The following is a 22,039-nucleotide window of genomic DNA, read 5'->3' on the forward strand; positions in this document are numbered from 1 at the left end:
ATAATTGGTGACAAAAGCCTATCCTTAGACATCAGTATTAATAATATTAAAAAGGTTAAGGTTATTGATTAATAATGAAATTGGGTTAATGCTTGTTTTAATTCTAAACTTAAATTTTCAGCTAACTTGGCATTATCTAAGACATTATTAGTATTTGAACGGCTCTTATCTGATAAAGAAAAAACGCGATCCATTCTATTTTTCACCTCTGCAACCGCTTGTAATTGTTCACTTTGGTTTTGAGCAATAATTTCATTTTTACTAATTATTTCACTAAATGAATGTGTAATAATTTGTAGATTAGATTCTGTGTTTTTGATCGTTTGCGCACCTTGATTAGCAAAATCTTCATTTTTTCTCATTTGCTCAGCTGCATCATCCGTGGCTTTTCTGATATTCGCAATAACGCTTTCTATTTCCCCTGTTGATTCTTGAGTACGTAATGCAAGCGAGCGAACTTCATCAGCAACAACGGCAAAACCTCGCCCTTGCTCTCCAGCACGAGCAGCTTCAATAGCCGCATTTAGCGCTAATAAGTTAGTTTGATCAGCAACAGCTTTTATCACCGTTAATACAGAGTTTATTTGCTGCCCATGCTCCCTTAAATCATTCATCTGTTGAGTAGAGTGTCCAATAGCTTCTGCAAGTTGTTTGATTTGCTGTGACGATTGCACAACAACTTTAAAATTATCTGCAGCATGTTTATCGGCATCTTTACTAACAGTAATTGTATTCTCGGTATGCCCCTGAGTAATTTCAACAGCTTTGGTCATTTGGGTAATAGCAGCGTTAGCATTAGATAACTCATTCTGTGTACTTGTCACTTGCCCTTGTGCTGCCTGACAAGCAATAATAGTTTTTTCAGTTGCTGCATCTAATGTTGTACCTATATTCGCTAAAGTACCGACAAAACCAACAATTCTATCCATCATAAGGTTAAAGCTCTGCCCTATTTCACCTAACTCATCTTGGTTATTTAAATCGACCCTTAAGGATAAATTAGACTCTTTTTCAACATTAATTATCGTGCGGTGTAAGTGTTTGAGAGGAGTTCTAATCGAGTGGAAAATTGACCAGCCCATTAATAAAATTAAAACAGAAACGATACTTACGGTGAGCAAAATTATCTGGTTCGTTTGTGTGGTTAACTTACTACTCACTAAACTGTCTTCATGAGCTAATTGTTTTTGTAATAAAACTAATTGATCTAATTTTGTTAAGAAGGGCTCTAAGGAACTATAGAGTTTTAAATCGACATAATTCCCCATGCCATACGAAGAGCCCTCCTCAATTAACTCAGCTATAATGGCTATTGCATTCAGGCTTTTATCATAAAGTGGCTGAATCTCTGGAATTAGTTCACTTTCTTTACTCGATAAATTACCATTTTTATACGCTTGCCACTGCTGAACAATAATAGCTTTCCCTGCGGCGACTTTTGTTTTGGCATCTTGCCATAACTCCATCCCGCTTCGAGACTTATGAGTAGTATCAATAATATTAGAAGTAAAGGTTCTAATAATTAAATTAAGTCGTTGAGTTTGGCTTAATCGTTCTTCAAGTATTTGTTGAGCTTGTAGATGACGATCTGTTGATACCTTAATACAAGCAAATATAATAATGCTAAATATAAGTAAAGGCACCAAAGATAAAATAATAAGTTTACTGCTAACGCGACTTAGTTTTTTCATTTAAGAGTTTGACATTAAAAGAGTAGACTATAATTAATTGCAGAATAACAAGACAGTATGACGGTAATGTTACTTAAGTATTACAGATATATTTCATCGGGGATGTTGTTATACCTTAAAAGGTCTTACGCTAATGACAGTTTAACTACACAATTTATTGTTGTAATATGTGCGACTAAATGAATATATTAATATTTCAATTAACCTCTAATTTAAACGGTAAATTAATTGAAAGATTAATTCGCAAATAATAGTGAATAGAAACCCTATGACAAAAATGACAACAACTGATGTTAATAACACTCAAAGTGATAACACCAACCAACTTGCTACCCTAGCAGGAGGATGCTTTTGGTGTATTGAAGGGGCTTTCACGCAAGTTAAAGGTATATTTTCAGCCACATCAGGGTACATGGGTGGGCAAACAGTTTCACCAACCTATGAAGAAATATGTACAGGTGAAACTGGGCATGCTGAAGTAGTACAACTTAGTTTTGATCCTGCTGTAATTACTTACCAAGAAATACTGGAAATATTTTTTACCTTACATGATCCGACACAATTAAATCGACAAGGTAACGATATAGGGACTCAATACCGTTCGGCGATTTTTTATCATGATGACTCTCAGAAAAAAATAGCTGAAACAATCATTAAAGAAATGACAGAAGCAACAATGTTTGAGCAAGACATTGTCACACAAGTGTGTGCTACAGAAGTATTTTATTCTGGTGAAGAGTATCATCAAGATTACGTTAACAATAATCCTGAGAATCAATATTGCCAAGCAGTAGTATCACCTAAATTAGCAAAATTTAGGCAAACATTTGTTAGTAAATTAAAATAGCTAAAAATATAAAGTTTATAAACACTTTGGCTTAAAGAAGTATTTAGCCGCTCTAAATCCCCATAACGAGCATAAAATACTTCTTTTGGCTCTGCTGATAAAGCCCAGTAGGTAGCCGCTCCTATTTAGCTGCTTTTGACAAGTAAGCTTCTAGTTGCCATATCAAATAATGAACTATTCAAACACCTTTGAATATCACTCGTTCCATTATTTTACCAACCCGCTCTCTTAATCTCTTAAAGCGAAAAACACTTGCGCTGTTACGCTAGTTAGCTTTATTTAAATACTGTCCTTAAGCCCAAAAACTAAAATAGTTACTGTAAAGTGCGACTGAATAATTACTGAAAGCGCATTGATAAATCGACAGCTTGTACGTGCTTAGTTAGTGCGCCACTAGAAATAAAATCAACACCAGCTTTAGTGTATTCTTGTAAAATTTCTATCGTCATATTACCCGATACTTCTAATTTAGCTTTACCACGTGTCGCACTAACCGCTTCTTCAATCATGGTAGGGGTAAAATTATCTAACATAATAATATCAGCCCCTGCCCTTAGTGCTTGTTGAAGTTCATCCATTGACTCTACTTCCACTTCAACGGTTTTATCACTGTGATTTTGTTTTGCTGTAGCAACAGCTTGTGCAATACCACCGCAAGCAGCAATGTGATTTTCTTTAATTAGAAAAGCATCGAACAAGCCTATTCGGTGATTTACACCGCCACCAGATAGTACAGCGTATTTTTGTGCGCTGCGTAAACCAGGTAATGTTTTACGAGTATCTAAAAGTTTAGTATTTGAGCCTGCTAATTCTTGCACATATTGGCTTGTTAAGGTTGCTGTACCTGATAAGGTTTGCAGAAAGTTAAGTGCTGTACGCTCTCCCGTTAACAAAGTACGAGCATTACCTTCAAGTTGAAATAAGGTTGTGTTTGCTTTAACTTTTTCTCCGTCACTAACAAACCAAGTAATTTTAGTTTTTGCTAACTCGGGCTGTGACTTATCTAATTGTGAAAATACTTCATTAACCCAAGAAATACCACAAACAATACAGTCTTCACGAGTAATAACAGTTGCTACTGCTTGTTCATTTGCAGGAATTAACATCGCGGTAATATCTTGTTCTACTTTAGGGTGTTGTCCATCAACAACACCTAAATCTTCTTTCAGTGCCCAACTAACAGTTGCGGTGATATCTTGTTTTAATTTGCTTATCTCGGCAGAAAGGGCTGTAGTAAGTTGTTCAGAAGTATGCATTTTTTATTCCTGTTAGCGGTATTCACGTAAAGTGAGTTGTTTGCCTTTTTGGCTAAACTCTACTTCTTTTAAAGCACTCATGCCCAGCAAAATGGCATCACTTTTCATTGCAGGGTTGATATGCGCGGCAACATTATATAGGAAAATATTACCAATGCTAAGTTGATCTATTTGGGTTTTATAAACAGTTACCGTACCATTTGCGGTTCTAACAGGGTAACTACCAAAGCTTTCTAGCTGTAATTCATCAGCGATATGGGCAGGAATTGACACTTGCGTTGCTCCAGTATCAAGTAAAAAAGTTACCGGGGATTCATTAATACTCCCCAATGTAACATAGTGTCCTTGCTTATTTTGCTGTAAAACAACTTCTGCCTGCCCTGAACTATTTAAGCTAACTTGTGGCTGACTATTTGGATTATATTGTTTATCAAGCACACCTTGAAAAAAATACATTAATAATGCAATCGCAATAATCCATGCAAGCCAAACAAATAACTTAGCAATTTTGTTTGTTGAGTCATCTTCAGTCATAATAAAGAAATTCTCACATAAGCGTTAAAATAAAAGTTATTGTATGTCGTTAAGCAAGCAGAAAAAAGTGATAAAGCGTAATAATTTGCAACCGAACTACACCATAGAAAATGGTTGGTTATCAGAGCAGTCTCAACAAAGATCGCCTTTTTTCACGCCTAGATGCCAAAGTGTGCCTGTTTCTTTATTAGTTGTTCACAATATCTCATTACCTGCGGGTGAATTTGGTAATAATTATATAACAGATCTCTTTCTTGGAAGAATAGATGCCAATGCCCATCCGAGCTTTGCTGACATAGCTGAATTACAAGTATCTGCCCATTGCTTAATTAAGCGTGATGGCAGTATTATTCAGTATGTATCTTTTAATGATAAAGCATGGCATGCGGGCGTATCTAATTTTAATGGCATAGAAAAGTGTAATGACTTTTCTATCGGTATTGAACTTGAAGGTACAGATGATATTCCTTATGAAGAAGCACAATACCAAGCATTAGCGGCACTAACAGCAATGATACAAAAAAATTATCCGCTTGTTAGTAATGAAAATATTACTGGACATTGTGATATTGCTAAAGGTAGAAAAACAGATCCTGGGCCAGCATTTAATTGGCCCTATTTTCATCAGTGTTTACAAAGCAACAAAGTTAACGAATAATTCTTTTAATTTATCGCGACAAAAAATACAACTATGCTTTAAATTATAGAGTTTTATTAAAAGGAAAAGTACCGTATTGGCATTAATCAATACATACAATTAATTGATCCTTATGACAAATGGATTCTATTTATTAATAAATAAGGTTACACATGAGTTTACTAAGTTTACTAATCGCCTTAATGGCTGAAAAAACCCTTTCTTCATCCATATGGCGCTTCGATTTTTACTATCAAAAATATATCAGTTTTTTCCAAACTAACGGTGTTTTATCAAACATCAAAGCAACAAATATTCGTTACACTCTATTTTTGCTAGTGCCTGTCGCTATAATTTATGGCATTTTAGCCATAGTAGATAATGGGTTATTACATTTAATTATTTCAACCCTAGTGCTTATTGTCACCTTAGGTTGCTCTAAGACAAGAAACAGTTACAAACAATATTTACTTGCTGCCTTTAAAGGTGACGATACCACTTCGAGTTTACACCATCAGCAGTTACTGGAAGATAAAAACCTACCTGCCGTTGGCTTTGGACAAGCACTTATTTGGTTAAATTACCGTTACTATATTGCCATTATGCTTTTTTTCATTGTTTTTGGGGCGGCAGGAGCGGTGTTTTATCGTTTATTAACGACAGTAATAGAGCAAGAAAATGGTTGTACCTTAAATAAAACCAGTGAAAATGAAACAGCTGAAGTTAAGGATAGCGAACAAACACTTGTTGAAGAAACTATAGATTCATCACTTGAAAGTTCTCACGATGAGAGCATTAACGATAAAACGACATTAAGCTGTAATAATTATCACAAAATTTTGTTCTACATTGATTGGTTACCGGTACGCATTACCTCATTCGGTTATATGTTCGTTGGACATTTTTCTAAAGCGTTTCCAATGTGGTTAGAAAGTTTATTTGATACAAAAAAACTTACTCATGAAGTTCTTATTGATGTAGCACAAAAATCGGAAGATATTATGCTTGAAGATGGAGACTGCACAGCAGAGCCTTGCTTACTAGTTCGCCTAGCAAAAAGAAACCTTTTGTTAATGTTAGCACTTATTGCCGTACTCACATTAATAGGAATTGTTAATTAGTTACTACTGTAATAACAATAATTTAAGCAAACTCAGTTTCAGAGAAAATATTTTTTTAAAATGTTATTCTCTGAAACTACTTTACTGCACCTCTTGTTAATCGCTACTTTTTTACGCCTTCAAATTGGTATTACCAATAATTTCAGAACTAAAATAAAACAATTGTTTTAAGTTTTTACTCTATTTTTTATTCTTCATTTCATCGTGATCTTTCTTGCTTTACAAGCAAAACTCAACTAAATTACATTGCTAACTACGAGCATCTTTGTTATTTTACTAACATAAAAACAAATGGTAATACCAATTTACCAAGGGATATTTATTAGGATTTAACACTTAATGCAACAGCCATTAAAACAAAAAAAGCTATCTGACATTATTTTAGTGCAATTAGAGAACATGATTTTAGAAGGTGGTTTACTGCCAGGCGAGAAACTATTACCTGAACGTGAGCTAGCTAAAAAATTTGATGTTTCTCGCCCCTCACTTCGTGAGGCAGTACAAAAGTTAGAAGCTAAAGGATTAGTTACACGTAAACAAGGCGGCGGCACTTTCGTATCGAAAGCGATTATGAAGTCTTTTTCTGACCCATTATTTGATTTGATGGCAGAAAACAATGAATCACAATTTGATTTATTAGAATTTCGCCATGGTATCGAAGGCATGGCTTCTTATTATGCTGCAATGCGTGGAACAAGTGCCGATTTTGAGAATATACAAGCCAAACATGACAATATAGGCAATTGTCAATTAGAGAACGACTATAGTATAGAAGCTAATGCCGTTTATGAATTTTATGTTGCTATATGTACTGCGTCACATAATGCTGTGATATTACATACTGCTAGAAGTATGTCAGCACTATTGATAGATAACATAGAACGAAATTTAACAATGTTAGCAAAACGTCCTGATATCTTTAGCAAGATAACAGATTATAGAAGAAATTTGCTTGACGCTATTACGAGTGGACAGCCCAAAAAAGCTTGGGGTGCAAGTCATCGTCACCTTGCTTTTATTGAAGAAGTACTGTTAAAGCTAACGCACGAACACAGCCGTATGGAACGTTCCATGAGACGAATGTAAAAACTGATTTAAAAGCTAATGTATATAAATGCGTAGATAACCTATGCCAAATATGTAAAAAATTATTAAATAAACCAATAATATTGGAGACAATACAATATGTCAGATCTACCAAACATTGATATCGATTCATTAGAAACCCAAGAGTGGTTAGAATCGATGGAATCAGTATTAGAAAATGAAGGGCCAGAGCGCGCACACTTTTTACTTGAAGCCTTAATTGAGCGCGCCCGTCGCGGTGGTACACATTTACCTTTTGAAGCAACAACTGCTTATGTAAATACTATCCCGCCAGGACAAGAGCCTCATATGCCTGCGGATCAAACGATAGAGTCGCGTATTCGTGCTGCCATTCGTTGGAATGCGTTAGTATTAGTATTACGTGCCTCTAAAAAAGATTTAGAGCTTGGTGGCCATATTGGTAGTTTTGCTTCTTCTTCTACACTTTATGATGTTGGTTTTAACCACTTCTTCAAAGCTGCTTCAGAAAAAGATGGTGGCGACTTTATTTTTGCTCAAGGTCATATTTCTCCAGGTATCTACTCTCGTGCTTTTATGGAAGGCCGTTTAACTGAAGAGCAAATGAACAACTTCCGTCAAGAATGTGATGGCAAAGGTTTATCTTCATACCCTCATCCTCATTTAATGAAAGATTTTTGGCAGTTCCCAACAGTTTCTATGGGTTTAGGTCCATTACAAGCGATTTACACTGCACGCTTCTTAAAATATCTAACCGATCGTGGTATTAAAGATTGTTCTGGTCAACGTGTATACTGTTTCTTAGGTGATGGTGAAACAGATGAGCCAGAATCATTAGGTGCTATTGGTTTAGCTTCTCGTGAAGGTTTAGATAACTTAACATTTGTTATTAACTGTAACTTACAGCGCTTAGATGGTCCTGTACGTGGTAATGGAAAAATCATTCAAGAACTTGAAGGTACATTCCGTGGCGCTGGCTGGGAAGTAGTTAAAGTTATTTGGGGTAGCTACTGGGATCCGTTACTTGCACGTGATACATCAGGTAAGTTATTACAATTAATGAATGAAACTGTTGATGGTGAATATCAGAACTGTAAAGCGAAAGGCGGTAAATATACGCGCGAAAAATTCTTTAACAAATACCCAGAAACAGAAGCGATGGTTGCTAACATGTCTGATAAAGACATTTGGCGTTTAAACCGTGGTGGTCATGATCCAGTTAAAGTTTATGCCGCTTATGAAAAAGCAATGAACACTAAAGGCCGTCCAACCGTTATCTTAGCGAAAACAGTTAAAGGTTTTGGTTTAGGTGCTTCAGGCGAAGCGTTAAACATTGCCCATAACGTTAAGAAAATGGATGTTGAATCAATTAAGCATTACCGTGATCGTTTTAACATTCCGGTAAGTGATGACGAAATCGCTGATTTACCTTTCTACCGATTCCCTGAAGACAGCGAAGAATATAAGTACATGAAAGCGCGCCGTGAAGCACTAGGTGGTTCATTACCAGCACGTCGTGAACAAGCGGAAGAGCAACTTGAAATCCCGGCACTTAAAATATTTGAACCAATATTAAAAGGCTCAGGCGATCGTCAAGTGTCATCAACAATGACATTTGTACGTGTACTTAACAGCTTATTAAAAGATAAGAAGATAGGTAAACGTGTTGTACCAATTATTCCTGATGAAGCACGTACTTTCGGTATGGAAGGTTTATTCCGTCAAGTAGGTATTTATGCAAGTGAAGGTCAAAAATATGTCCCTCAAGATGCTGATCAAGTAGCTTACTACCGTGAAGATAAAAAAGGTCAAGTACTACAAGAAGGTATTAACGAATTAGGTGCTATGGCTTCTTGGGTTGCTTCAGGTACATCTTACTCAACATGTAATGCGACCACTATTCCATTCTACATTTACTATTCGATGTTTGGTTTCCAACGTGTTGGTGATTTAGCATGGGCCGCTGGTGATAGCCAAGCACGTGGTTTCTTATTAGGTGCAACGGCTGGTAGAACAACACTTAACGGTGAAGGTCTTCAACATCAAGATGGTCATTCACACGTGCAAGCAGGTTTAATTCCTAACTGTGTAACTTACGATCCAACATACGGTTATGAAATTGCAGTTATCGTGCGTGAAGGTTTACGTCGTATGTATGAAGAAAATGAAAATATCTTCTTCTACTTAACATTAATGAATGAAAACTATCAACACCCAGCAATGCCTGAAAGTAAAACTGTTGAAGAAGAAATCATTAAAGGTATTTATCAACTAGAACAAGTTGCTCCTGCTAAAGGTAAAGCCATTGCTAATGTTCAATTATTAGGTTCAGGTACTATTTTAGAAAAAGTACGTGAAGCTGCGCAAATTCTTGCTAATGATTACAACATATCAAGCGATGTTTACTCAGTAACTTCATTTAATGAATTAGGCCGAGATGGTCAAGACGTAACACGCTGGAATATGCTTCACCCTGAAAGCAAGCCACGTGTGCCATACATTACCCAAGTAATTACCAAAGAAGCTGGTCCAGCAATTTCTGCAACTGATTATATTAAAAACTATTCAGACCAAGTACGTGCATACATTGATACAGAATACCGTTGTTTAGGTACTGATGGTTTTGGTCGTAGTGATAGTCGTGCAAATTTACGTACGCATTTTGAAGTAAGTGCTGCATATGTTGTTGTTGCTTCATTATTTGAATTAGCAAACCGTGGTGATATTGAAAGCTCAGTTGTTTCAGAGGCGATTAAACGCTTTGATATAAACACTGAAAAACTTAACCCACTTTACGCATAATTAGTGACTAGAGAGGAAAATATAATGTCTATTGAAAAAATTCTAGTCCCTGATGTAGGTGGCGATGAAGTTGAAATTATCGAAATTTGTTTTGCTGTTGGCGACAAAATTGAAGCTGATGAAGGTATTATTACCGTTGAAACTGATAAAGCTTCTATGGATATCCCAGCTCCATTTGCAGGTAAGCTTGTTAGCTTAACTGTAAACGTTGGTGACAAAATTAAAGAAGGCGATATCATTGCCGAAATGGAAAGTGCTGAATCAGAAGGCACTGAAGCTGAAAGTGAGCCTGCTCCTGCTGCTGAAGAAGCATCAGCTCCTGAAGCGCCGGCTCAAGAGCCAGCTGCTGAAGAAGCCCCTGTAGCAGCTGCCACTTCATCAGCTGCATCAGAAATTATTGATATCGCTGTACCTGATATAGGTGAAGATGGCGAAGTTGATGTCATTGATGTACTAGTTAGTGTAGGTGATGTTGTTGAAGCGGAAGACGGCTTAATCACTGTTGAAACTGACAAAGCAACGATGGATGTACCTTCTACTCATGCAGGTACAGTTAAAGAAGTTTACATTTCAAATGGTGATAAAGTTAAACAAGGTTCACTTGTTATTAAACTTGAAACTGCTGGTGGCTCATCAGTTGAAGCACCTGTAGCTGAAGCACCTGTTGCTGAAGTTAGTGCTCCTAAAGAAGCACCAGCGAAAGTTTCGCCAACAACGGCTCCAGCTAGCTCACCTGTACCGCATCACCCACAGTCAGGCGTAGTAAATAAAGGAACGATTTATACCTCACCTTCTATTCGACGTATTGCCCGTGAATTTGGTGTCGATTTAACCTTGGTTAAAGGCACAGGTAATAAAGGCCGTATATTAAAAGAAGATGTTCAGTCTTATGTAAAATATGAACTTTCTCGTCCAAAAGCAAATGCAGGTAGTTCTGTAGCAGCGGGTGAAGGTGGACTACAAGTTGTTAGTGCTAAGGCTATTGATTTCTCAAAATTTGGTGAGATTGAAACGAAAGCATTAACACGTATTCAAAAAATATCTGGACCATTCTTACATCGTAACTGGGTTACTATTCCTCATGTTACTCAGTTTGATGAAGCTGATATTACCAATGTTGAAGCTTTCCGTAAGGAGCAAAACGTTGTTTGTGAAAAACAAAAGCTTGGCTTTAAAATTACACCTCTTGTGTTTATTTTAAAAGCGGCAGCAGACGCTTTACGTGCCTATCCAACATTTAACTCAAGCTTAAGTGAAGATGGCGAAAGCTTAATCCTTAAGAAGTACATCCACATTGGTGTCGCTGTAGATACACCAAACGGACTAGTAGTTCCCGTTGTACGAGATGTTGATAAGAAAGGTATTTACGAATTGTCTCGTGAGCTTTTAGAAATTAGTGTTAAAGCACGCGAAGGCAAACTCAAAGCGGCTGATATGCAAGGTGGTTGTTTTACTATTTCTAGTCTCGGTGGTATTGGTGGTACTGCATTTACACCAATCGTTAATGCGCCTGAAGTTGCTATTTTAGGTGTATCAAAATCAGAAATGAAACCGAAATGGAATGGTAAAGAGTTTGAACCTAAGCTGATGTTACCATTATCGATGTCTTATGATCATCGTGTAATTGATGGTGCACTTGCCGCTCGATTTACCGTACATTTAGCTAGTGTGATGTCTGACATTCGTAAATTAATACTTTAGTCAGAATTTTCTTAATTAATATTGGCGAAATTCACCAGATAAGCGTAGAATTTCGCTATTAATGCCAATATTATTAACTTGGTATAATATATTTACACAAATTAAAACTTTCATAGTTTATTGAGGATTGTATGAGTAACGAGATAAAAACTCAGGTTGTTATTTTAGGTGGTGGCCCCGGTGGTTATTCTGCTGCTTTTCGCGCTGCAGATTTAGGTTTAGATGTTGTATTAGTTGAGAGCCGCTCAACGTTAGGTGGCGTATGTTTGAATGTAGGCTGTATTCCTTCTAAAGCATTATTACATGTTGCTAAAGTTATTGATGATGCTGCTGCAATGGCTTCTCATGGTGTAACATTTGGTAAGCCAGAAATTAACTTAGACAAAATTCGTAGCTGGAAAGAAGATGTTATCGGCCAACTTACGGGTGGTTTAGGCGGAATGTCAAAAGCGCGTAAAGTTAATACTGTTACAGGTTTTGGTAAATTCACATCAGATAAAACAATTGAAGTTGAAGGTGCTGACGGTAAAACGACCATTACTTTCGATAATGCTATTATCGCTTGTGGCTCTTCAGTTATCGATTTACCGTTTATTCCTAATGATGACCCACGTGTTATTGACTCTACTGGTGCTCTTGAACTTGAAGATGTTCCTGGTGAGATGTTAGTACTAGGTGGTGGTATTATTGGCTTAGAAATGGGCACTGTGTATTCAGCACTTGGCTCTAATGTAAGTGTGGTTGAGTTTGCTGATCAATTAGTACCTGCCGCTGATAAAGACATTGTTAAAATTTACACAAACTACAACAAAAACAAGTTCAACATCATGTTGTCTACTAAAGTTGTTGCAGTTGAAGCTAAAGACGATGGCTTATACGTAACTTTTGAAGGTAAGAATGCTCCTGAAGGCCAAGTTCGTTACGATAAGATCTTAGTTGCTGTAGGTCGTAAACCAAATGGTCAACTAGTTGGCGCAGATAAAGCAGGTGTAAATGTTGATGAGCGTGGTTTTATCAATGTTTCTAAAGAACTTCGTACAAATGTTCCACATATCTTTGCTATTGGTGATGTTGTAGGACAACCTATGCTTGCTCATAAAGCCGTACATGAAGCGCATTGTGCTGCTGAAGTAATATCAGGTAAAAAACATGAGTTTGATCCTCGTTGTATTCCTTCAATTGCTTATACTGATCCTGAAATGGCATGGGTTGGTGTTACTGAACGTGAAGCAAAAGAGCAAGGTTTAAATATTGAAGTTGCCAACTTCCCATGGGCCGCTTCTGGTCGTGCTATCGCTTCAGCACGTACTGAAGGTAAAACTAAGATGATTTTCGAAAAAGAAACTGGTCGTGTTTTAGGTGGTGCTATCGTTGGTATCAATGCAGGCGAAATGCTTGGTGAAATTTGTTTAGCCGTAGAAATGGGCGCTGATGCAGAAGATGTTGGTTTAACAATTCATGCTCACCCAACGTTAAATGAATCTATTGGCTTAGCTGCTGAAATCTTTGAAGGTTCAATCACTGATTTACCAAATGCTAAAGCTGTTAAAAAGAAAAAGTAATTAATCTATAAAAAGTAGACTTTTCAATTTAAAAACCAGCAATTATGCTGGTTTTTTACTTTATAACTCAGAAAAAACATATACTTTATTTCCCTGTTTTCTGACATAACTTTTGATACGTCAGCATAGCCGTAACCCTGTAACTCACTAAATACGAAATTCCAACGAATTAATAACAAATAAACGGAGACTCTGAATCAAGCCCAAGATGATAGGAGTACCTTCAAGATACAAAGAGTACGTTGAGGATAATACGCTAAAAAAATCACTATTACCAAAAGGTAATAGTGAGTTCATATAAAGTCTACGCTCTGTTACTGATAACAGCGCCTATTCACCCAAGGTCGCAATCATATTTTATAACTTGTAGGTATATAAATTCTAATGACGAAGCTAAGTAATAACATCCATCCCCCCACCAAACACTACCATCTCCAGAATCATTTCCATCAGAAATAGAGGCGCTAAAGGTACACCAACAACATTCACAACAATCTCGTCTGATAATTTACCATCGCTTACCACAATACTAAAATGGTCACTGCTATTATAATCTTTGATTTTTCGGCGCTTCCCTTGATATAGCAGTTGATACAAAAGTATTTAAAGATACAGTAGTGAGCTATGATGTCTTTACAGTTAAAAGGAGGCACAATTTATATAAACTTAAAGCGCTTACAAAAAATAACTTAAAAATAAAGCTCTTTATTTTAAAGCGCCTTTAAAGCTGTTTTTATTTAATATCAAGAACAATATTTCATTAAATATCTAATAAATTTATCATCTGGTGAAAGAAAACTCCTCCATAACCTATCTTATGATTAGTTATTTATTTTTAAGGAAGGTTAAAATGTTTCTAGTTAAAAAGTCTGTTCCACTAATTACTTTTATTTTGTTATTTTTTAGTATTTCGGTTTTTGCATCAGGTGATGCTGTAAATACAGGGCATTTTAATAGTATTGCTATTAAAGGGTATGACACTGTTGCCTATTTTACTCAAAACAAGGCAGTTAAAGGTGATAAAAGTTTTCGAGTAAAATGGCATGATGCGTATTGGCATTTTTCAAGTCAAGAGAATAAGGAACTGTTTGAAGCAGATCCAGATAAATACGCCCCACAATATGGCGGCTGGTGTGCTGTAGCTATGTCAGATGAAGGCAATACGTCACCGATAGATCCAGAAGCGTTTGACATTTATGAAGGTAAGTTGTATTTAAACTATGATAAAACCGTCCAAGGTTTTTGGCTTGAAGATAAAATCAACTTTATTAACAAAGCTGATCATTTTTATCCAATAAAAACTAATGTTAACAACCTAATAAAACAAAGAATTGAAAAAAACAATAAACTTTAGTCTTATCAAAAGTTATTGAAAAATATTATCGTTAAGTTAGGTGAACCACAACGCTGATTTCTAAAATTCAAGTAAAAATAGTACGAAATTAATACCGTTAATCACCTATCTTATAAGTAGTTATTCATTTGTAAGGAAGATAAAGATGTATTTAGTTAAACGATCTATTCAAGCGGTTATGATGATGATCATTTTTTTCAGTTTTTCAGCTTTCGCCGTTGATGATGCGGTTAATACTGGACGCTTTAATAGTATTGCTATTGATGGTTACGATACCGTTGCTTATTTTACACAAAATAAAGCTGTAGAAGGTGATAAAGCCTTTAAAGTAAAATGGCGTAATGCTTACTGGTATTTTAACAGTAAAGAAAACAAAGCATTATTTGAATCTGAACCAGAGAAATATGCTCCACAATACGGTGGCTGGTGTGCTTACGCTATGGCTGATGAAGGAAGTACAGCTAGAATTGATCCTGAGGCTTTTCATATTTATGAAAATAAACTTTATTTAAACTACAATAAAAGCATTAATAAAAAATGGCTGAAAGATAAGTTAACTATGATTAAAGATGCTGATTATTATTACCCTTTAGAAACAGATGTAAATAGTTTTATTAAAAAGTAATAAGCTCACAAACAATAAACAAGTAGCCATTAATTCACATGGATATAATGGCTTTATTGCTAATTGCTTCACAGGCAGTTTTCTCAACTATAATTCACGCATAATTTTCTCTCGTTAAACATCTAGGAGCTCACTCTCAGTGTTAATTATCCTAAGGTCATAGTTTTTTTTAAAAGCCGCTGTTTGCCCTGCTTTACAAATTCCCTTGCTATATATTCACTAAACTAGCGAGACTCTTTTTACTATTATCGTTCTGTTTTATAATGTAATGACTCCCAAACACAATGAGAATCCTCTTGAAATTTATTACCTTGAACAAATCAATTTTAACTACCTCAGCATTGACAGCAACATTATTACTAAATGCTTGTGCTCTTACTGAACCAGCAAAGAACACTACATCTACTTTAAATGAAAGCGCAAGTAAAACGGTAAGTTTTGCTCCTAGAGCAGAAGATCAATACCTAAGCCAAGCACAAGCATTCAAACGTTCAGAACGTGTTTCTAATGTTAACTACAAACTTAACTTTAACCTAACGGGTGAAGAAAGCTTCTCTGCTAGTTCGACCATTAATTTTGATTTATCGAACAATAGCACCCCACTAACTGTCGATTTAAATGAAGCAAAAATTAGCAATTTAGTCATTAACGGTAAAGCAATGTCGAGTGAAAAATTACTCGAGAGCTATAACAATTGGTTTATTACCTTGCCAGCTAAAACCCTAAAGAAAGGACAAAATACAGTTACGGTCGAATTTACACGTAAACACAGTACCAATGGTGAAGGCTTACACCGCTTTAAAGATCCAGTAGACGGTAAGGTTTACCTTTATTCTCATTTTGAGCCTGCGGCCGCTCAACAAATGTTTGCCTTATTTGATCAGCCTGATTTGAAGGCGACTTTTGAATTAACCGTTTCTGCTCCAAACGATTGGACTGTTTTTTCAGCGACAAGAGAAGCGACAACAACACAACAAGGCGACATTACCCTTTGGCATTTCCCGAAGAGCCTAACGTTAAGTCCTTATAATTTTTCAATGCACGCTGGTCCGTATACCATGTGGCAAGATAATAGTGGTAAATACCCACTACGTTTATTTGCTCGCCAGTCTGTTGCTAAACAAATAACACCAAAGCATTGGTTTACCTACACCAAACAAGGTTTCGACTTCTTCGATAACTATTTTGGGATCAACTATCCCTTCAAAAAGTACGATCAAGTACTAGTGCCTGATTTTTTATACGGTGCAATGGAAAATTCAGCAGCAGTAACCTTTGCTGAAAAATCGTTTTTAACCAATGGTGAAATGAGCCAAAGCCGCCGAGAGCGACTAGCTAACGTGATAATGCATGAAATGGCACATCAATGGTTTGGTAATTTAGCCACGATGAAGTGGTGGAATGGCTTATGGTTAAATGAAAGTTTTGCTGCGTTTATGGCAACACTTGCGACAAGCGAAGCAACCGAGTTTGATAATGCATGGCGTACTTTCTACGCTGGAGGTAAACAAAGTGCTTATCGCGCTGATCAACAAGTAACTACTCACCCTATTGAAGTGCCAGTACCGTCGACTGCCAATGCTTTTGACAATATTGATGCTATTACCTATTCAAAAGGTGCTTCGGTATTAAATCAATTACGTTATTTACTAGGAGAAAAAACATTTCAACAAGGTATTCATAATTATTTAAAAGATAACGCTTATCAAAATGCTGTATTAGAGGATTTTCTCGATAGTTTAGCCAAAGCAAGTGGTAAAAACTTAACTCAATGGCAGCAGGACTGGCTATACCAAGCTGGCGTAAATACCATTGAAGCAAAATACCAGTGTGAACAAGGTAAAATATCTTCTTTTGAATTAATACAAACAGCAGATAAAAGTCAGCCAACATTACGCGAACAAAAGGTTCAGTTAGCGCTATTTAAAACAACGAACCCGGGTTTTAATTTAACAAAAAAAATATCGGTGATTTATCAAGGTAAAACAACTCATGTAAATGAATTAATTGGTGTTTCATGCCCCGATCTAATTTATCCTAATTATCAAGACTGGGCATTTGTAAAAGTTAATTTAGATAAACGCTCATTTGAAACAACTAAGCTTTATTTAGCTCAAATTATAGATCCTCTGTTGCGTTCAATGCTATGGCAAAGTTTATGGGATAGTGTTCGTGATGGTAAATTACCATTGAATGACTATCTAACAGTTGCACTGACCAATGCACCATTTGAACAAGATTACACCACGCTAGGGCAAGTATTAGGGCAAATATCCGCAGCGAAAGCTTACCTAAATAAAGGCTTAGGCAGTCAACACGATTATGTAAAAAATATCGCGTTAGAACTAGAAGATATCACTTGGCAAAGTACATTAGCTAACAGCGACGATAAAAACATGCAACGTCGTTGGTTTAGCAGCTATATAAATTTTGCTCACTCGAAAAATGCATTAGATAATTTATATAAATTATTAACGGGGCAATACTCACTAGAAAACTTAACCATCAATCAAGATATCCGTTGGAACATTATTGCGCAATTAAGCCGTTATCAATATAGTAAAGCTGATCAGTTGATTGCTAATGAGTTAACATTAGATAGCTCAGATACTGGTGAAAAATCTGCTTTGTATGCACGTGTTATTGCGCCAAATAGTCAAGTTAAAACTGACTGGCTAACTAAGATTCAACAAGAAGATAGTAAAATTGCTTTTTCTAAATTACGCACTGCTATGTCAGCACTTTATCCTAGTGAACAAAATAGCTTTAACGAACAAACTGCAGAACAACGTATTGGATCATTACGTAATATAGATGAAAAGAATGGCCCTGTTTTCATGCGTAGTTATAATCAGTTAATTCCCACAACGTGTAGCGAAGCTAGCGTTGCTCGTTTAAATAAAGCGGTAACTGAATTAACCAACCTGTCTTCAGGCACTAAAAGAAGTTTATTGATTAAACAGCAAGAAGATAAACGTTGTTTAATGATAAAAGATGCCATAAAGCTTTAAGCCAATTGTGTATTAATGCATTGCGCGTTAACCCAAGATTACGTTAACGCGCTATACTAAGAGAGTGAACATTTAGCTTGTTTACTCTATTAGTCCCTATTTTATAAGTTGTCTGGAGTATATATTCATGAAAAAAACGACGTCGATAATACTCTACATGCTTATTTTTAATAGTATTATTGCCTGCACCAGTTTAACAAGCGAGGCATATCAAAATGCTCCTCAATGGGACTTTGATCATCAAGTTCAATTTATACAAACTGAATTAGCCGTAAATCGTTACCAACTTGAGATAATTCAAAATAATAAAGTAAAGTTTCAACAACTATCTGCACTTTTATTACGGAAAAGTTACTTAATCTGTGGTCGATATGACTATACGTTGACCATTATTAAAGGGATTGAAAGCTTTGACCATAAACGAGCTTCACCTAATTTAATTAGATCAAATTTAATTGCAACACTTGAGTGTCCACTCTCAACTCATTAGCCTTACCTATCTGAATATTATTTTTACTGTACGCTAGCTTGATAATTATTCTATTTTAGCTCATCAAAAGGCAAGTAAAACTCGTGTCAATCGCGATCCTATTACAAGTAAATTTAAGAATGAAGCCCGGAAAATGGCAACTAGAGAAACATCTATTAAGCAACTCTACAGTTATTTAGTAAATATTATCTAACTCAGTGGAGCTGATATAAGCGCTGTAGACGATACAAGTTTGATACTTAATCTACCTTGATAATAAACGCTATAAAATTATTTAAAGCTATATAAATTGAAAACAAAAAAAAGGCTATTTAACCTATATAAGTTAAATAGCCTTCATAATTCATTTCACTTTTTTATGAAATATAAAACTAGCCTAGCTAGGGTCAACCACTTGAACTGGTACCGCTGGTACGTATTTAGTGCTCATTTCTTGCGTAGGAGGAGCAAAGCGAGTTAAATCGATACCTTCAACAGCTGCTTTATATTCTTCGATTGTAGGGAAGCGACCCAATACAGATGAAAGAACAACTAAAGGTGTTGAACCAAGTAATGATTCACCTTTCTTCTCTGCAGTATCAGCTACAACACGACCTTGGAATAAGCGAGTTGATGTTGCTAAAACTGTATCACCTGGTTCAGCTTTCTCTTGGTTACCCATACATAAGTTACAACCTGGACGTTCAAGATACATGATGTTTTCGTACTTAGTACGTGCAGCACCTTTAGGGTTTGCATCATCAAATTCGAAACCAGAGTACTTACGTAAAATATCCCAATCGCCTTCGGCTTTAAGTTCATCAACAATATTGTAAGTTGGTGGAGCTACAACTAATGGTGCTTTAAACTCTACTTTGCCATTTTGCTTCTCAATGTTACGCAACATTTGAGCGATGATTTGCATATCGCCTTTGTGAACCATACAAGAACCAACAAATGCTAAGTCAACAGGCTTACCGTTGTAGTATGAAACCGGACGAATAACATCATGAGTATAACGCTTAGACGCATCTTCGTTGTTTACATCAGGGTCAGCAACCATTGGTTGATCGATAACATCTAAATCAATAACAACTTCTGCGTAGTATTTAGCATTATCATCAGGTGCTAATGCTGGACTTGTACCTGATTTAACTTCTTCAATACGTTTGTCAGCTAATGCGATTAAGCCTTTCAATGTACCAGCTTCGTTTTCCATACCTTTATCAATCATGATTTGGATACGGCTCTTAGCAAGCTCAATTGATTGGATTAACGTTTCATCGTTTGAAATACAGATTGAAGCCTTCGCTTTCATTTCTGCAGACCAATCGGTAAATGTGAATGCTTGGTCAGCTAATAAAGTACCAATATGTACTTCGATTATGCGACCTTGGAATACGTTCTCACCACCAAATTGTTTAAGCATTTGTGCTTGCGTTGCATGTACAACATCACGGAAGTCCATGTGACCTTGCATAGCGCCTTTAAATGTTACTTTTACTGACTCTGGAATTGGCATCGCCGATTCACCGGTAGCAAGAGCAACAGCAACAGTACCTGAGTCGGCACCAAATGCTACGCCTTTAGACATACGCGTATGAGAGTCACCACCAATGATGATAGCGCGATCATCAACGGTAATATCATTCAATACTTTATGAATTACGTCAGTCATTGCGTGGTAAACACCTTTAGGGTCACGCGCGGTAATTAGACCAAACTTGTTCATAAAGCTCATTAGTTTAGGAATGTTTGCTTTAGCTTTGCTGTCCCATACTGAGGCAGTATGACAACCAGACTGATAAGCACCGTCAACTAACGGAGAAATAGTAGAAGCAGCCATCGCTTCTAGCTCTTGGCATGTCATAGGACCAGTAGTATCTTGCGAACCGACAATGTTTACTCTAACGCGAACATCTGAACCGGCGTGAAGATCTGTTTTAGAAAGAACACCAACAGCATTTCTGTTGAATATTTTTTCTACGGCAGTAAGGCCTTGGCCTTCATGTGAAATTTCTTTAGAAGCAGCATAAACAAGTTTAGTTGGTATGCCTAAAGCTTCAGATGCAAAAGTTTGTAATTTCTTACCAAATACAACAGCGTAAGAACCACCTGCTTTCATGAATTCCACTTTTTGTGGTGTGAAAGCTGAAGAGATATCTACTAACTCTTTATCACCGTTTAATAATTTCTTGGCTTTAGTATCAATTGTTAATACAGTACCTGTAGCAACCGAGTATGCTTCTTCTAAAACAGCATCGCCATTTTCGTCAACAACCGTATTACCATTTGCATCTACTTTCTTAACCCAGTTTTTAAGATCAAGACCAATACCACCAGTAACATCAACGGTAGTTAAGAAAATTGGAGAAATACCATTTGTTCCAGCAACTACAGGGGCAATGTTAATAAATGGCACATATGGACTTGCTTGTTCACCAGCCCAAAGTGCAACGTTATTCACACCAGACATACGTGAAGAACCAACACCCATAGTACCTTTCTCAGCAATAAGCATTACTTTGGCATTAGGATGCTTAGCTTGTAAAGCTTGAATTTCTTCTTGAGCTTCTGGCGTGATCATACATTTACCGTGTAACTCACGGTCTGCACGTGAATGTGCTTGGTTACCAGGAGAAAGTAAGTCAGTTGAGATATCACCTTCACCAGCAATATATGTTACTACTTCAATTTTTTCTGCGATATCAGGTAATTTTGTAAAGAATTCAGCGTTAGCGTAACTTTCTAGAATATCTTTAGCAACTGTGTTGCCTGCTTTATATGCAGCTTCAAGACGAGCTGTATCAGCATCGTATAAGAATACTTGTGTTTTTAATACTTCTGTAGCTGGCGTTGATAATGCAACATCATCACTTAATGCTAGGTCAAGTAGTACACCAATAGATGCGCCACCTTTCATGTGTGATAATAATTCGTAAGCAAATTCAGGTGTAATTTCTGGTACGATTTCTTCACCTAAGATAATTTTTTTCAAAAATGCAGCTTTTTCACCCGCAGCACTTGTTGTGCCCGGTAACGTGTTATAGATGAAGAAGTTAAGAGAGTCAGCGCGGTACTCATTTCCTTCATCTTTAATTTGTTCAATAATTTCAGCTAATAACTCAGCACCATCAATTGGTTTAGGCGCTAATCCTAGTTCCTTTTTACGACTTTCAATTTCTGCTATATATTCTAAGTACAGGCTCATTTGATACACTCTCTAGCTATGGGACGCTAATAACATTGTTATCAGCAAGATAAATATTTTGACTATTTTAGCATGTTTCTAACTCACTACTAATCACTTGGTTAAATAAGGATTATTCATGTAAGTTATAGGAGTTAGAAGTATTAGTTATAG

At 36.3% G+C, this 22,039-nt stretch carries 16 protein-coding genes; 11 read left to right on the forward strand and 5 right to left on the reverse strand.

What is annotated here, in order from left to right:
• Positions 1 to 68 precede the first annotated feature (68 nt).
• Complete coding sequence (locus Q4496_RS03385) at positions 69 to 1,691, reverse strand: methyl-accepting chemotaxis protein (protein ID WP_303609935.1); 1,623 nt, start codon at positions 1,689 to 1,691, stop codon at positions 69 to 71.
• 277 nt (positions 1,692 to 1,968) lie between these two features.
• On the opposite strand from Q4496_RS03385, the gene msrA reads away from it, so the two are divergent.
• On the forward strand, positions 1,969 to 2,538 hold the full coding sequence (gene msrA / locus Q4496_RS03390; RefSeq protein WP_215973484.1) for a peptide-methionine (S)-S-oxide reductase MsrA: 570 nt from the start codon (positions 1,969 to 1,971) through the stop codon (positions 2,536 to 2,538).
• A gap of 338 nt (positions 2,539 to 2,876) precedes the next feature.
• Here msrA and nadC read toward each other — a convergent pair whose 3' ends face one another.
• Positions 2,877 to 3,794 (reverse strand): carboxylating nicotinate-nucleotide diphosphorylase, encoded by a 918-nt coding sequence (gene nadC / locus Q4496_RS03395; protein ID WP_215973448.1) that lies wholly within the window; start codon positions 3,792 to 3,794, stop codon positions 2,877 to 2,879.
• Positions 3,795 to 3,806: 12 nt separating this feature from the next.
• A complete protein-coding gene (locus tag Q4496_RS03400; RefSeq protein WP_215973447.1) occupies positions 3,807 to 4,328 on the reverse strand; it encodes a TIGR02281 family clan AA aspartic protease in 522 nt (173 codons plus the stop codon).
• Between the two features lie 43 nt (positions 4,329 to 4,371).
• Between Q4496_RS03400 and ampD the strand changes: the two genes are divergently transcribed.
• The 6 genes from ampD (at position 4,372) to lpdA (ending at position 13,216) form a co-directional block, all read left to right on the forward strand.
• Entirely contained in the window at positions 4,372 to 4,986 is a 615-nt protein-coding gene (gene ampD / locus Q4496_RS03405) for a 1,6-anhydro-N-acetylmuramyl-L-alanine amidase AmpD (RefSeq protein ID WP_215973446.1), read from the forward strand.
• Positions 4,987 to 5,138: 152 nt separating this feature from the next.
• Positions 5,139 to 6,086, forward strand: a complete 948-nt coding sequence (gene ampE, locus Q4496_RS03410) for a beta-lactamase regulator AmpE (protein WP_215973445.1) — start codon at positions 5,139 to 5,141, stop codon at positions 6,084 to 6,086.
• A 339-nt stretch (positions 6,087 to 6,425) separates the two neighbouring features.
• Entirely contained in the window at positions 6,426 to 7,172 is a 747-nt protein-coding gene (gene pdhR / locus Q4496_RS03415) for a pyruvate dehydrogenase complex transcriptional repressor PdhR (protein WP_215973444.1), read from the forward strand.
• Between the two features lie 99 nt (positions 7,173 to 7,271).
• Entirely contained in the window at positions 7,272 to 9,953 is a 2,682-nt protein-coding gene (aceE, locus tag Q4496_RS03420) for a pyruvate dehydrogenase (acetyl-transferring), homodimeric type (RefSeq protein WP_303609936.1), read from the forward strand.
• A 24-nt stretch (positions 9,954 to 9,977) separates the two neighbouring features.
• Positions 9,978 to 11,654, forward strand: coding sequence for a dihydrolipoyllysine-residue acetyltransferase (aceF, locus tag Q4496_RS03425; protein WP_303609937.1), 1,677 nt, complete (start codon positions 9,978 to 9,980; stop codon positions 11,652 to 11,654).
• 131 nt (positions 11,655 to 11,785) lie between these two features.
• Positions 11,786 to 13,216: a dihydrolipoyl dehydrogenase gene (gene lpdA, locus Q4496_RS03430; protein WP_215973442.1), complete on the forward strand. Its 1,431-nt coding sequence runs from the start codon at positions 11,786 to 11,788 to the stop codon at positions 13,214 to 13,216.
• A 393-nt stretch (positions 13,217 to 13,609) separates the two neighbouring features.
• Here lpdA and Q4496_RS03435 read toward each other — a convergent pair whose 3' ends face one another.
• Positions 13,610 to 13,813, reverse strand: a complete 204-nt coding sequence (locus Q4496_RS03435; protein ID WP_303609938.1) for a hypothetical protein — start codon at positions 13,811 to 13,813, stop codon at positions 13,610 to 13,612.
• Positions 13,814 to 14,066: 253 nt separating this feature from the next.
• Here Q4496_RS03435 and Q4496_RS03440 point away from each other — a divergent pair, with 253 nt between their 5' ends.
• The 4 genes from Q4496_RS03440 to Q4496_RS03455 all read left to right on the forward strand — a co-directional run bounded on the left by Q4496_RS03440 (position 14,067) and on the right by Q4496_RS03455 (position 18,696).
• Complete coding sequence (locus Q4496_RS03440; protein WP_215973441.1) at positions 14,067 to 14,570, forward strand: YHS domain-containing (seleno)protein; 504 nt, start codon at positions 14,067 to 14,069, stop codon at positions 14,568 to 14,570.
• Positions 14,571 to 14,715: 145 nt separating this feature from the next.
• Positions 14,716 to 15,195, forward strand: a complete 480-nt coding sequence (locus Q4496_RS03445) for a YHS domain-containing (seleno)protein (RefSeq protein WP_368411052.1) — start codon at positions 14,716 to 14,718, stop codon at positions 15,193 to 15,195.
• Positions 15,196 to 15,491: 296 nt separating this feature from the next.
• Positions 15,492 to 18,206, forward strand: a complete 2,715-nt coding sequence (pepN, locus tag Q4496_RS03450; RefSeq protein WP_303609939.1) for an aminopeptidase N — start codon at positions 15,492 to 15,494, stop codon at positions 18,204 to 18,206.
• A 127-nt stretch (positions 18,207 to 18,333) separates the two neighbouring features.
• Positions 18,334 to 18,696 (forward strand): hypothetical protein, encoded by a 363-nt coding sequence (locus Q4496_RS03455; RefSeq protein ID WP_215973439.1) that lies wholly within the window; start codon positions 18,334 to 18,336, stop codon positions 18,694 to 18,696.
• 376 nt (positions 18,697 to 19,072) lie between these two features.
• Here Q4496_RS03455 and Q4496_RS03460 read toward each other — a convergent pair whose 3' ends face one another.
• A complete protein-coding gene (locus Q4496_RS03460) occupies positions 19,073 to 21,886 on the reverse strand; it encodes a bifunctional aconitate hydratase 2/2-methylisocitrate dehydratase (protein WP_215973438.1) in 2,814 nt (937 codons plus the stop codon).
• Positions 21,887 to 22,039 lie beyond the last annotated feature (153 nt).

It is taken from the genome of Colwellia sp. 5_MG-2023 (assembly GCF_030547795.1).
Taxonomy (GTDB): domain Bacteria; phylum Pseudomonadota; class Gammaproteobacteria; order Enterobacterales; family Alteromonadaceae; genus Colwellia.